General features: G+C 68.5%; 13 protein-coding genes. 7 read left to right on the top strand and 6 right to left on the bottom strand.

From position 1 onward, the window contains the following. Positions 1–455: 455 nt before the first annotated feature. From HUJ28_00475 to HUJ28_00460, 4 genes are all read right to left on the bottom strand, one after another. Positions 456–1,436, bottom strand: coding sequence for a DUF523 and DUF1722 domain-containing protein (locus HUJ28_00475; GenBank protein MBD3617938.1), 981 nt, complete (start codon positions 1,434–1,436; stop codon positions 456–458). Positions 1,437–1,443: 7 nt separating this feature from the next. Further along, positions 1,444–4,074 carry an EAL domain-containing protein gene (locus tag HUJ28_00470; GenBank protein MBD3617937.1) on the bottom strand — a complete coding sequence of 877 codons (2,631 nt, stop codon included), beginning with the start codon at positions 4,072–4,074 and terminating at the stop codon, positions 1,444–1,446. Positions 4,075–4,208: 134 nt separating this feature from the next. Next, the gene (locus HUJ28_00465; GenBank protein MBD3617936.1) at positions 4,209–4,646 is read right to left on the bottom strand and encodes a nuclear transport factor 2 family protein; all 438 of its coding nucleotides are present in this window, start codon (positions 4,644–4,646) and stop codon (positions 4,209–4,211) included. 4 nt (positions 4,647–4,650) lie between these two features. After that, the gene (locus tag HUJ28_00460) at positions 4,651–5,406 is read right to left on the bottom strand and encodes an SDR family NAD(P)-dependent oxidoreductase (GenBank protein MBD3617935.1); all 756 of its coding nucleotides are present in this window, start codon (positions 5,404–5,406) and stop codon (positions 4,651–4,653) included. Positions 5,407–5,482: 76 nt separating this feature from the next. On the opposite strand from HUJ28_00460, the gene HUJ28_00455 reads away from it, so the two are divergent. Then, a complete protein-coding gene (locus HUJ28_00455; protein MBD3617934.1) occupies positions 5,483–6,424 on the top strand; it encodes a MerR family transcriptional regulator in 942 nt (313 codons plus the stop codon). A 23-nt stretch (positions 6,425–6,447) separates the two neighbouring features. Beyond that, positions 6,448–6,810, top strand: a complete 363-nt coding sequence (locus HUJ28_00450) for a DUF393 domain-containing protein (GenBank protein MBD3617933.1) — start codon at positions 6,448–6,450, stop codon at positions 6,808–6,810. Between the two features lie 78 nt (positions 6,811–6,888). Here HUJ28_00450 and HUJ28_00445 read toward each other — a convergent pair whose 3' ends face one another. Further along, complete coding sequence (locus HUJ28_00445) at positions 6,889–7,626, bottom strand: DUF3429 family protein (protein MBD3617932.1); 738 nt, start codon at positions 7,624–7,626, stop codon at positions 6,889–6,891. Continuing rightward, positions 7,626–8,171, bottom strand: a complete 546-nt coding sequence (locus tag HUJ28_00440) for a glutathione peroxidase (protein ID MBD3617931.1) — start codon at positions 8,169–8,171, stop codon at positions 7,626–7,628. Before HUJ28_00440 ends, HUJ28_00445 begins: the two co-directional genes overlap by 1 nt. 95 nt (positions 8,172–8,266) lie before the next feature. Between HUJ28_00440 and HUJ28_00435 the strand changes: the two genes are divergently transcribed. Genes HUJ28_00435 through HUJ28_00415 form a run of 5 tightly spaced genes read left to right on the top strand, consistent with a single transcriptional unit; the run spans position 8,267 to position 13,455 of the window. Continuing rightward, positions 8,267–9,595, top strand: coding sequence for an FAD-dependent oxidoreductase (locus HUJ28_00435; protein MBD3617930.1), 1,329 nt, complete (start codon positions 8,267–8,269; stop codon positions 9,593–9,595). Further along, entirely contained in the window at positions 9,592–10,374 is a 783-nt protein-coding gene (locus HUJ28_00430) for a DUF1365 domain-containing protein (GenBank protein ID MBD3617929.1), read from the top strand. Before HUJ28_00435 ends, HUJ28_00430 begins: the two co-directional genes overlap by 4 nt. After that, complete coding sequence (locus HUJ28_00425; protein MBD3617928.1) at positions 10,374–11,612, top strand: class I SAM-dependent methyltransferase; 1,239 nt, start codon at positions 10,374–10,376, stop codon at positions 11,610–11,612. Before HUJ28_00430 ends, HUJ28_00425 begins: the two co-directional genes overlap by 1 nt. Before the next feature lie 6 nt (positions 11,613–11,618). Continuing rightward, entirely contained in the window at positions 11,619–12,980 is a 1,362-nt protein-coding gene (locus HUJ28_00420) for an MFS transporter (protein MBD3617927.1), read from the top strand. Further along, positions 12,916–13,455: a DUF3833 domain-containing protein gene (locus HUJ28_00415; protein ID MBD3617926.1), complete on the top strand. Its 540-nt coding sequence runs from the start codon at positions 12,916–12,918 to the stop codon at positions 13,453–13,455. Before HUJ28_00420 ends, HUJ28_00415 begins: the two co-directional genes overlap by 65 nt.

Here is a 13,455-nt window from a genome sequence, read left to right as displayed (position 1 = left end):
AGGCGTTAGGCGTTAGGCGTTAGGCGTTAGGCGTTAGGCGTTAGGCGTTAGGCGGAAAGTCTAAGCGCCACGGAGGACACAGAGAAAAACAGGGGTTCGTAGGAGCGCTGCAAGGCGCGATCAAGGGATAGCACCTCGCCTGCAGATGCACCGCGGCAGGCACAGAGAAAAGGCGATGCCCGCAGGAGCCGAACCCTCTCGACGATGACCTCACCATATCGATACCCCATCGGCCAGGGGGCTGGCCTCCTACAGTTGGTCGCGAGGCGAGTGGCGGTAGGAGCCGAGCCCTCTCGGCGACCCACCACCTCTGTGAACTCTTTGTCCACTGTAGCTATAACAGCTTGAGAGCTAGCCCCCCTGGCTCAGGCATCGTGCCGCCCCTGATCGCGCCTTGCACCCAGAGGGCATAAACAGCGCTCCTACGAGACCTGCGACTCGTAGCTTGCCACACGTCACAACAGGTTCCGCAGCATCAGTTCCTTCGGATGCGGCGTGAGGTAGACCTGCCGTTCGATGTAGGGATCGGGGTGGCGGCGGAAGTGGTGCTTGAGCAGGGTGATGGGCACGATCAGGGGCACCAGGCCCTGGCGGTAGTGTTCGATGATCTCGGTCATCTCGGCGCGGTCGGCGGCGTCGACGTGCTTGCTCACGTAACCGAACAGGTGCTGCAACACGTTGACGTGCTGGCGACGCGAGGCGCGCTGTTTCAGCGCCGTCATCAGCGCGACGACGTAGTCCCGGGCGAGCGCCTCCATGTCGCGCGTGCCGGCCTCCGCGACCAGCCGGCCCATCTCGCGATAGGCGTTCTGGTCGTGCGCCATGATCAGGTACTTGTGATCGGTGTGGAAGTCGACCAGGGCCTGCGCGGTGAGTCCGGCGGCCACCAGCGTCTGCCAGCGGTGATAGACGAACACCCGCACGATGAAGTTCTCGCGCAGTACCGGGTCGCCCAGCCGGCCCTCCTCCTCCATCGGCAGCAGCGGCTGCTCGCGCATGAAGACCTCGGCATATTTGCCGCTGGCCGTGGTCACGGGCATGCCCGCCTCGGTATAGACCTTCACCCGCTCCATGCCACAGCTCGGCGAGGCGCGCTTGAGGATATAGCCGCTGATGTCCGTCATCTGCCGCGCCATCTTCTCGCCGTAGGCGCGCAGGGCCTCGGTGACGTCACGGGTGACGGTCTTCACGCCGACCACGTGTACCCCGTCGGACTTCTGCACCAGGCGAATGGGCTCGCGCGGCGTACCCAGACCAATGGCCTCTTCCGGGCAGACGGAGACGAAATCGAAATATTCGCTCAAGGTGCCGACCACGTAGGAGTCGCGCTTGTGCCCGCCGTCGAAACGCACCTCGTTGCCCAGCAGGCAACTGCTGATGCCGACGCGGATGCGGTCGAATGTCTGTCCGTTCTCGTTATCGATGTCGTTGCTCATGTCGTCTTCAGCCCGATGGGGCGGCAATGGTCGACTGCTTGCGCAGCCAGTCTTCAAAGGCATCCGCGGCCAGCGGCCGCGAATAGAGATAACCCTGCCCATAGTCACAGCCATGCTCGATCAGGAACCTGCGCTGCGCCTGTGTCTCGACCCCTTCGGCCAGCACATTCATGCCGAGACTCTGTGCCAGGGCAATGACGGCACGGGTGATGGCCACGTCGTTGGCATTGTCGGGTACCTCGAAGACGAAGGACTGGTCGATCTTCAGCTTGTCGATGGGCATGCGCTTGAGGTAACCCAGGGAGGAATAGCCCGTCCCGAAGTCATCGATGGCCAGGCGCACGCCCAGCGACTTCAGTTCGTCGAGCACGGCGAAGTTGCGCTCGGTACCGTGCATGATCGAGCTCTCCGTTATCTCGAGCTCCAGCATCCCGGGTGACAGGCCACTGCCTTCCAGCGCCCTGCGGACCATCTTCGCCAGCGGGGCACGCTGGATCTGGCTGGCCGCGATGTTCACCGCCATACGCTCCAGCCTCATACCGCTGTCCAGCCAGCGCTGCATCTGCATGGCGGCCGTCTCCAGCACCCACTCGCCAATCGGGATGATGAGGCCCGACTCTTCCGCCAGCGGGATGAAGGCCGCGGGCGACACCATGCCTTCCGGTCGCTGCCAGCGCAGCAAGGCCTCAGCACCGACCACGGCTCCGGTTCGAAGGTTGACCTGCGGTTGATAATGGATCCGGAGTTCGTTGCGTTCCAGTGCACCGCGTAACGCCGACTCCATCGTCAGGCGTTCGAATACCGACTCGGTGAGATCGCTGGTGTAGAAACGGAAATCGTTGCGCCCCTCGTCCTTGGCGCGATACATCGCTGCATCGGCATTGCGCACCAGCGTGGCGGCATCCCTGCCATCGCGCGGGAACAGGCTGATACCGATACTCACGGTCAGATGCAGCACGTGTTCGTCCACCACGAAGGGCTCGAGGAAACAGTCGCGCAGCTTGCTGGCCAGCACACCCGCATCGTGCGGGCCGCGGATCTCGTCGAGCATGACGATGAATTCGTCGCCGCCCAGGCGCGCGAGCGTGTCGCTGGCGCGCAAGGCCGCGATGATGCGCTCGGCCACCAGGCGCAGAAAGCGGTCGCCCACCGGATGCCCCAGGCTGTCGTTGATGTTCTTGAAGTGATCGATGTCGATGAACAGTACCGCGAGCTCGTACTGCTCGCGCTGGGCGTGGGCCACGGCCGTTTCCAGGCGGTCGTTGAACAGCAAACGATTGGGCAGCCCGGTGAGCGGGTCGTGATGCGCCAGGTGATTGAGCTGTTCCTGCGAGCGCTTGCGCTCGGTGATATCGGTGATCACGGAGATGAAACCGGTCAGCTCGCCCTGGTCGTTGTGCTTGTAGGTCCAGTCCACCTGCAGGTCCACCGGCTCGCCTGCCGGGGTGAAATTGCGCCCGTAATAGGGTGTCGGTTCCGGCAGTTCGGTGACCAGCCGGGCGAGATGCGCCTTGAGTTGCGTCTGCTCTTCCGGGGCATGAAAGTCCCAGATGTAATGCCCCACCAGGCTTCCGGGCTCCACCCCGAGGATGCGATGCATGGCGACGTTGGAATAGGTGATGCGCCCTTCGAGGTCTGATTCCTGCACGCCGTGCGGAATGGCACCGACCAGCTCGCGGAAGCGCTCCTCGCTGCGGCGCAGGGCCTCCTCCGCAAGCTCGCGCGCGCGACGCGCCCGCATCGACTCGAGGCCGAAGGCGAGGTCGTCGGCCACCTCGCGCAGCAGGCGCGCCTCCTCGTGATCGAAGGCGTCCGGTTCGTCGGCATAGATGTTGAGCACGCCGGGCAGCCCGGTACCGAGGATCAACGGCAGGGCGATGGAGGACTGGTAGCCCCGCTTGAGTGCCTGGTCCCGCCAGGGTTCGAAACGGGGATCGCGCAGGATGTCGCGCACTATGACCGGCCGTCGCTCGCGCACCGCCGTGCCCGTCGGCCCGCGCCCCCGCGGATCGTCCGCATCCCAGGTGATCCGCAGCCCGTCCATGTAGCCGGCCTCGAAGCCCGCGGCGGCCACCGGCTGCACGCGCCGCTCGGCCTCATCCTTCGCAAAGCCGATCCAGGCCAGGCGATAACCGCCCTGATCGACGATGCTGGTGCAGTAATCGCGCAGCAGCTGCTGTTCGTCGTCGGCCGCCACCAGCACCGCATCGCAGTGGCGGCGCGTCTCCAGGGCACGGTTGAGCTTGGCGAGCAGGGCCTCGCTGCGCACCGCCCGGGTGATATCACCACGCCAGCCGCGCAGCACCCTGCCATGCACCGGGTCTGTCTCGCGCAGAAACTCATCCCGCAGCCAGAGGTAGTCGCCGCAGGCATGCAGAAAACGGTATTCACAGCTCGTCAGTGCCCCGGCATCGGCGGCTGCACGGGCGGCATGCAGCAGGGCACGATCGTCGGGATGGACACGCTCGAGCCAGAGTGCCGGCTCCCCAAGCAGGCGCGCGGCAGGCAGGCCGGTCAGGCGTTCCACGTCCCCCTGCAGGGCCAGCGTGGCGAGCGTGGCATCGTCACGGCAGCAATAGCCGACATGGGCCACCGGCACCTCAACACCGGGCAGGCGGACACCGGAATCATCTGTCATCTCTCTGGGCACGGGGTGCATTCGCGTAGTCTGGGGGCCCTCATGGCCCGCCTTCTTCATTCTGTGAGGCCAGACTAGCCGAGAGCGGCCATGCAGACCAGTCGCCGGGGCGAGCCGACACAGTCCTGCCACATTCAGGCCTGCGGCGTGCGCAACAGGCGCACCGGCAGCCGGAACAGGGCGCCGACGAGCGGCAGGCGCGCGAGCAGGGATTCCAGCGGGTCCCAGAAGTCCACGTGCTCACGTACCCGCCCGTCTTCGGCAAAGCACAGCCGGCTCATGCCCTCGATGCGCCAGATGCGTGCCGGCCGGCGCCGCAGGGCGAACTGCATCTCCCAGTGCAGGTAGCCGGTATCGGCCGATTCCGCCATGCCCAGCACCGTGAAGCGCGGGGCCTCCGTCACCGCGTACATGTGGGCGAAGATGCGGCGGATGGCGGGCAGGCCGTGCACGTCGTTGAACGGGTCCTTGAATCGGGCGTCCCCGGTCAGGACGCGGTCAAGGGCATCCAGTGCCTCGGGCGTCAGCTGCTCGAAGAAATCGGCATAACGCTGCAGTCGCTGGCTGGACATGCCCTCACCCCTGCCCCGTCATGCGACGGACAAGCGGAAAGTAGAGCGCATAGGGCAGCATGCGCAGGACCTTCAATACATAGGTGAAGCGCTTGGGGAAGGTGATCTCGAAGCTGCGCCCGCCGATGGCGGCGACGATCGCCTCGGCCGCCGCCTCCACCGGCATGAGTGCCGGCATGCGAAAGTCGTTCTGTGCCGTGAGATCGGTACGCACGAAGCCCGGATTGACCACGCGTATCACCACCCCGGCGTGACCGAGCTCTGCGCGCAGCGACTCGGCCAGGTTGATGAGCGCGGCCTTGGTGGCACCGTAGGGCGCGGCCAGCGGCAGGCCGCGATAACCGGCCACGCTGGCCATGATGAGGATCTCGCCGCGCCCACGCGCACGCATGCGCCGCAGCAGGGCGGCCAGGCCGTGCACCACGCCGAGGTAGTTCACCGTCATCAGCCGGTGACACAGCTCGGCATCGAACGCGTCGGCCGGCATGGGCTGGTAGTCGCCGGCGTTGAGCACGGCCAGCTCGATGGGGCCGTGCTGCTCTTCGATCGCGGCCACCACGGCCTCGGTGGCCGCGGCATCCGTCACGTCCAGCGGATGCACCTGCACGCGGCCGTCCGCCTGCGCCGCCAGTTCGCGGAGTTTTTCCTCTCCCCGGGCGGAGGCGGCCACCTGCCAGCCCTGCCCTGCCAGGCGCAACGACAGGGCACGGCCGATGCCGCCGCTCGCCCCGGTCACCCAGGCCACGCGTGTCTCAGACATGTTTCGTTCCCCCGCTGTTGTACAGACTGCATGGTTTTGGCATAGAATCATCATACAAGACTTGTACAAGATTGCCATGACCTCGATATCCGCATCCCCTGGCCGGGACGAGGCCGACCTGCAGCAGGAAGGCCTGTTCCCGATTCGCACGGTCTCCCAGCTGACCGGTGTGAACGCCGTGACGCTCCGCGCCTGGGAGCGTCGCTACGGCCTGATCGCACCCCATCGCACCCCCAAGGGGCATCGCCTCTATACCCAGGCCGACATCGACCTCATCAATCATGTCGTCGACCTGGTGAACCGGGGCGTGCCCATCAGCCGGGTGCCTGCCCGGCTCGCCAGCGAACCGGTCGAGGAGGAGGGACTGCCCGATACCTGGCGCGCGCATCGTGAGCGCATGCTCCGGGCCATTACCCGCTTCGACGAGGCGGCCCTGGACGCCAGCTACAACGAGGCCCTGTCGCTGTACCCGGTGGACGTGGTCACCGATCACCTCATCATCCCGTTGCTGCGCGAACTCGGCGAACGCTGGCGCGACCAGCCCGGCGGCATCGCCGAGGAGCACTTCTTCGGCACCTACATGCGCAACAAGCTCGGCGCGCGCCTGCATCACCTGGCCACGCGCAACCCCCGCCCACGCCTGCTGGCCGCCTGCCTGCCGGGCGAGCACCATGAACTGGGGCTGCTGCTGTTCTGCCTGGCCGCCAGCGCCCACGGTCTGGGTTTCGTCATCCTGGGTGCCGACATGCCGCTGGACGACCTTGCGGCGGCCGCACCGCGCAGCGGCTGCGACGGCGTACTGCTGTCCGGCTCGACCGGCCAGACGGACAGCCGCTTCGGCCGCGACCTGGGCGCCCTGGTGGCGGCCACGGACGGCCCGGTCTTCGTCGGCGGCCAGAGCGCCGTGCTCGCGGCCGATGCCATCACCCGCGCCGGGGCCGTGGCGCTGGGCACCGACACCCCCACCGCCATTCGCCACATCCGCGACCACTTCGCGAACCGCGACGAGCGCACATGAACCGCCCCGCCACCCGGACCACCATGTTCTACGACGGCAGCTGTCCCCTCTGCCGGCGCGAAGTCGCGCATTACCGGCGTCTCGACCGCGACGGCCGCGTACACTGGCTGGACATCGCCGCCGACCCCACGCCCCTGGAGGCCCATGAGGTGACGCCCGAGCAGGCCATGCGCCGGCTGCACGCCCTGGATGCCGAGGGCCGGCTGGTCAGCGGTGCCTGGGCCTTCGCCGCCATCTGGCGCGAGCTGCCGGGCTATCGCTGGCTGGCCCGGCTCGTCAGCGCCCTGCACCTCCTGCCCCTCATCGATCTCCTCTACCGCCGCTTCGCCCGTTGGCGCTACACCCGCCGCTGCCGCGACGGGATCTGTCTGGGGCGTGAGGAGTGAGGCGGTAAGGAGAGAGGAGTAAAAGACCGGGAGCCACAGGGGTCACAGAGAAAAGGCGCTCCTACGCGACTCGCGACTTCACCCCACCAGCAGCCAGGCCACCGCCAGCACCCCCGCCACCACGGCCGTGAGGCGACGGCGCAGGGAGAGGTAGGCGCTATGGCCGGCGCCGAGCAGGCGATGGTCCACCGCCAGGGCCAGGGCGAATAACAGGATGAAGGCCGCAAGCCCGTAGGCTGCCGGCAGCAGCAGCGCACACCAGGCGAGGATCGACGGGGTGACACCCCAGGCCAGAAGGATGACGGCATCGGACCGCCCGGGCGCGGCCAGCACCCGCCCCCAGTGCACGGCACCGAGAAAACACAGGATCACCGCCGCGTAGCCCAGCAGGGCCGGCAGCAGCAGTCCCTGGCCGGCCGGCCAGACCCCCAGGGCCACCGCCGCGGCGACGAAGGGGATGAGCCCGCCGTAGCCCAGCCCCCGCAGCCAGGCCTGCGTGACGCCCGGCCAGGGCGCCTCGGCCCGTGATGCATCTGCCGGCGCCAGGCGCGCGCGCAGCTCCCGCTCCCCGCCGACGAAGTCCCCGTTATGAAACACCATGGGCAGCATCGGCCAGCCCGTCAGCTCCCGCAGCGCGTGGAACCGGGCACGCTCGCCCGCCTCCCCCATGGGCATGTCGACAAAGGCATGCGCCACACCTGCGGCCGTGAGCCACTCGCCCAGCGCGCGGGTATCCGTCAGCCCGGAGCGGAACACCACCACCTCGGCCTTTCCCGCCTCGCGCTGCAGCGCGTCCTTCATTGCGACATCCGTCATCACAGGGCCTCCTCGATGGCGCGGCGCAGGCGTGGGTCCTCCGGACCCACCTGGCTGGCGAAACTGCCGATCAGGCGGCCCTCGCGATCCAGCAGGTACTTGTGGAAGTTCCAGCGCGGGTACTCCCCGGCCCGCTCGCCGAGCAGGCGGTAGAGCGGGTCGGCGTTGCGCTCGGCGGCATGGGTCTTCTCGAACATGGGGAACTGCACGCCATAGGTCATGCGGCAGAAGCCCTGGATGGCCGCCTCGTCGCCCGGCTCCTGGTTGCCGAAGTCGTTGGAGGGGAATCCCAGCACGACCAGCCCCCTGTCCTTGTACTCAGCGTACAACTTTTCAAGCCCCTCGTACTGTGGCGTGTAGGCGCACTTGCTGGCCGTGTTCACGATCAGCACCACCTGGCCGGCATAGGCCTCGCAGAGATGCACCGGGGTCTCCCCGGCCAGCGGGCGCAGATGGAAATCCAGGGTATCGGGGCAGCCGGCCTGGACCGGGGGCAGGCCACCGGCCAGCAGCACGGCGAGCAGCAGAAAGTAACGGATCGGCATGACGGTTCTCCATCCGGACGGTGTCCGGCAGATTGCGGGTTGCCAATATTGTACAACTCTTGTATAAGATTACCAGACCGCAAAAGGAGTCCCGCATGAGCCGCAAGCACATCGCCGTCATCGGCGCCGGTATCGCCGGCCTGTCCGCCGCCTGGCTGCTCGCCCGCGAGCACCGCGTGACGCTGTTCGAGCGCAACCGCTACTTCGGCGGCCACACCCACACGGTGACCGTGGACACCCCGCTGGGCCCGCAGGGCATCGATACCGGTTTCGTGGTGTACAACGAGCGCAACTACCCGCACCTCACCGGCCTGTTTGCCCACCTGGGCCTGCCGACCCAGGCCACGGACATGTCCTTCGCCGCCTCCATCGCCGACGGCCGCCTGGAATACGCGGGTTCCAGCCTCGACACCCTGTTCGCCCAGCGCCGCCAGCTGGCCAGCCCGCCCTACTGGGGCATGCTGGCCGACATCCTGCGCTTCAACCGCCTGGCCAAGCGCTCGCTGGAAACGGGGGACGCGGACCACCTGAACCTGGGCGAATACCTCCGGCGCGGCCGCTTCGGCCGCCGCCTGCGCGACCACTACCTGCTGCCCATGGCCGCGGCGATCTGGTCCTGCCCGACGCACACCATGGCCGAGTTCCCGGCCACCAGCTTCCTGCAGTTCTTCCGCAACCACGGTCTGCTGGACCTGAAGAACCGCCCCCAGTGGCGCACGGTCACCGGCGGCGCGCGCGAGTACGTCAACCGGCTGCTGCATGACATCGGCCCCGAGGCACACAGCGATCGCCCGGCCATCCGCGTCGGCCGGGCCGACACCGGTCCCTGGGTACGCACTGCCGACGACAAGCTGCACCGCTTCGACGAGATCGTGCTGGCCTGTCACGCCGACGAGGCCCTGGCCCTGATCGAGCGCCCGAGCATTGCCGAGACGGCGGTGCTCGGCGCCTTCCGCTACCAGGCCAATCATGCCCTGCTGCACACGGACGCCCGGCTGATGCCGCGGCGACGCAAGGTCTGGTCCTCCTGGAACTACCTGGCCGAGGGCGGACGCGGCGGCGACCGCGTCTCGGTGAGCTACTGGATGAACCGCCTGCACCGGCTGGAGGCGGGCGTGCCGGACCTGTTCGTGAGCCTGAATCCCCTGCGTGAACCGGCCACGGGCAGCGTGATCGAGGAGATGACCTACCATCACCCGGTGTTCGACCTGCAGGCCCTGCGCGCCCAGCAGCAGCTGCGCTGTATTCAGGGTGTCGACCGGCTGTGGTTCACGGGCAGCTATGCCGGCTACGGCTTTCACGAGGATGCCTTGCGCAGCTCGGTGGAGCTGGTACAGAAAGGCTTCGGCATCACGGCGCCCTGGCTCGAGACCGGGCAGGACACCCCCCTGCCGGCCGCCGTGCCCGAGGCGGTGGCCTCTTGAACACCCCGGCCGCCAGCCTCTACCGCGGCGAGGTGATGCACCGGCGCCTGTTTCCGGTGCGCTACCGCTTCGCCTACCGGGTCTATTCGCTGCTGCTGGACATCGACCGGCTGGACGAGGCGGCGGCCGGCTCCCGGCTGTTTGCCCACAACCGGCCCAACCTGTTCGCCGTCTACGACCGCGATCACGGCCCGCGCGACGGCTCGCCGCTGCGCCCCTGGATCGAGCGCATCCTCGCCGACCACGGCATCGACCTCGAGGGTGGGCGCATTACCCTGCTGTGCTTCCCGCGCGTGCTGGGCTATGTCTTCAACCCGCTGGCGCTGTGGTACTGCCATGGCCGCGACGGGCAGCTGCGCGCCGTGCTCTGCGAGGTGCGCAACACCTTCGGCGAGAAGCACGGCTACCTGCTGCACGAGCAGGGTCGGCCCATGGCCTGGCCGGTGCGCCAGCAGCGCGACAAGCACTTCCACGTCTCGCCCTTCATCGGCATGCAGGCGCGTTATCACTTCCGCCTTGGCGAACCGGAGGAGACCCTGCAGGTGGTGATCCGCGAGTTCGCGCCGCAGGATGACGGCGGGATGTCGCTGATGCTGACCGCCGCCCAGGTGGGCGAACGCCGCCCCTTTACCACGGCCGAGCTGCTGCGCGCGGCCATCTCCATTCCCTTTCTCACCTTCAAGGTCATGGCCCTCATCCACTGGCAGGCACTCAAGATCCGGCTCAAGGGTGCGCGCTTTCACCGCAAACCCGAGCCACCGGCACAGGAGATCAGCTGATGTCATACGAACAGGTCGACCGCTCGCGCCTGGCACAGGCCGGCCCGCGCCCCGGACAACCCCCGCTTTCCGCCCGCCCCCTGCTGGCGGCCCTGGCGCGCATCCAGACCGGACAGCTGGACCTGCGCCTTGCGGACGGCAGTCGCCACCTGCTGGGCGAACGCCACCCCGGCCCCACCGCACACCTGCAGCTCAACCGACCGCTGGCATTGACCCGTCGCGTCCTGCTGCGCGGTGCGCTGGGCCTGGCCGAGGGCTATATGGCCGGCGACTGGGAGGCCGACGACCTGGCCGATACGCTGCAGCTGCTGGCCCTCAACCAGCCGCAGCTCGCCGGCCTGGCGCAGGGCCGGCTCGCCGCGCGGCTGACCGACCGCCTGCGCCACCTGTTCAACGCCAACAGCCTCGCGGGCAGCCGCCGCAACATCGCCTTCCACTACGACCTCGGCAACGACTTCTACCGGCTGTGGCTGGACCCGACCATGACCTACTCGGCTGCCGTGTTCGCCCGCCCCGACGAACCGCTGGCCGAGGCCCAGGCACGCAAGTACCAGACCATGCTGGACCGCCTCGACGCCCGTCCCGGCGACCACATCCTCGAGATCGGCTGCGGCTGGGGCGGCTTTGCCTGCCACGCCGCCCGCCAGGGCTTTCGCGTCACCGGCATCACCCTGTCGCGCGAGCAGCTGGCCTGGGCCAGGCGCCGGGTGCGCGAGGAAGGCCTGGAAGACCGCGTCAGTCTGGAGCTGCGGGACTACCGCCACCTGCACCAGCGCTTCGACCACATCGTCTCCATCGAGATGTTCGAGGCCGTCGGCGAGGCCTACTGGCCGACCTATTTCGACACCCTCGCGCACCGCCTCAAACCCGGCGGTCGCGCGGCCCTGCAGGTCATCACCATCGACGAGGCGCGCTATCACGACTACTGCCGCCGGCCGGACTTCATCCAGCGCTACATCTTTCCCGGCGGCATGCTGCCCAGTGTCGCGGCCTTCGACCGCGAGGCGGCCGCCGTGGGCCTGGAGACCGTCTCGCGCGACTTCTACGGCCACGACTACGCCCTCACCCTGCGCCGCTGGGACGAGGCGGTGACGGCACAGCAGGACCGCATCCGCGGGCTTGGCTACGACGAGCGCTTCCTGCGTCTGTGGCACTACTACCTCGCCTACTGCGAGGCCGGCTTCCGCCTGGGCCGCACCAACGTCATGCAGGTGGCGCTGGCCCGGACCGGCGACTGAGGCCACATGGCGCTGCGCGGCACAGTCCTGGTCGCCTACGGCCTGCCGGGCCTGCCCCTGGCCCTGCTGGGCCTGCCGCTCTATGTCTACCTGCCCACCTTCTACGCCGAGGACCTGGGCCTGCCCCTGGCCCTGGTAGGCCTGGTGCTGCTGCTCGCCCGCAGCCTCGACGTGCTGAGCGACCCGCTCATCGGCCTGCTCAGCGACCGGGGGCATGCCCTGGGGCGCAAGGCCTTCATCGCCCTGGGCGTGCCCCTGCTGCTGCTCGGCATCGAGTCGCTGTTTCGCCCGGACGGCAGCCCGGGCGGGCTCTACCTGCTCGGCTGGACGCTGGTGGCCTACCTCGGCTGGACGCTCATCAGCGTGCCCTACGGTGCCTGGGGGGCGGAACTGCCGCAGGGCCCGGACCGCTATCATCAGCGCAGCCGGCTGGCCGCCTGGCGCGAAGGGGCCATGATCCTCGGTACCCTGGCGGCCGTGGCCCTGCCCGCCGCATTCGGTATCGCCGGGGACGCAGGGGCCACGCTGGCCCGGTTCGCCGGCCTGCTGTGGTGGCTGCTGCCGCTGGCCGTGGCCATCGCCCTCTGGCGTGTCCCGCCGGCGCCCCGCCTGCACAGCCCGGCCACCGCCACGCGGGGCTGGCGCACCCTCTTCCAGGCCCTGCGCCGCGACACGCACGGACGCCGCCTGCTGCTGGCCTATCTCCTCAACGGCATCGCCAACGGCCTGCCGGCCACCCTGTTCCTGCTCTTCGTCACCCACAACCTGCAGGCCCCGGGCTGGACCGGCGGCCTGCTCGCGGCCTATTTCGTCAGCGGTGTACTGGCCCTGCCGGCCTGGCTCTGGCTCGCCCGGCGCATCGACAAGGCGCGCGCCTGGGCCGCCTCCATGCTGGTCGCCTCGCTGGCCTTTCTTGCCGTGCCCTGGCTGGGGCCCGGGGATGCCGGCCTGTTCCTCGTCATCTGCCTGGTCTCCGGGCTGGGCCTCGGCGCCGACCTCGCCCTGCCAGCCTCCATCCAGGCCGACCTCGCCATGCGCCGCCAGGCCCGCGACGGCGCCCCCCGGGCCGGCGCCTGGTTCGGACTCTGGGGCATGGTCACCAAGCTCGCCCTGGCCCTGGCCGTGGGCATCGCCTTCCCGCTGCTGGCGCTGGCCGGGCTCGACCCCGAGGCCGGACCGGAACCCTCGCTGGCCCTGGGCCTGCTCTACGGCGGGCTGCCCATCTTCTTCAAGCTGGCGGCAGGCGCACTGGCCTGGCGCCTGCCGCGGCTCGATACCGACAACCCCACGCCGGAGGATTCCCATGCGCCATCCACACACCCTGGCAGGGCTCGCCGTCCTGCTGCTGTTGCTCCTGACGGGCTGTAGCGTGAACCCCGAGCGTTACGCCGGCACCACGCCCGAATTCGTCCTGGAGGACTACTTCCTGGGCGAGACACGTGCCTGGGGCATCTTCCAGGGACGCAACGGCGAGGTGAAACGCCAGTTCACGGTCGACATCCGTGGCGAGATGCAGGGCGACGAGCTGGTGCTCACCGAGGACTTCCACTGGCGGGACGGCGAGGAGAGCCAGCGCATCTGGCGCATCCGCCGGCTCGACGCACACCGCTACGAGGGCCGCGCCGACGACGTGGTGGGCACGGCCGAGGGCATCGCCTACGGCCAGGCACTGAACTGGCGCTACACCCTGGCGCTCGAGGTGGATGGCAAGACCTACCAGGTGCACTTCGACGACTGGATGTTCCTGCACGAGGACGGGGTGCTGGTCAACCGGGCGACCATGCGCAAGTTCGGCATCCGCCTGGGCGAGGTGACCCTGTTCTTCCAGAAACCCGGAGGCTGA

The sequence above is a fragment of the Chromatiales bacterium genome (genome assembly GCA_014762505.1).
Lineage (GTDB): Bacteria > Pseudomonadota > Gammaproteobacteria > SpSt-1174 > SpSt-1174 > SpSt-1174.
This window is presented reverse-complemented; position numbering and strand designations above follow the sequence as displayed.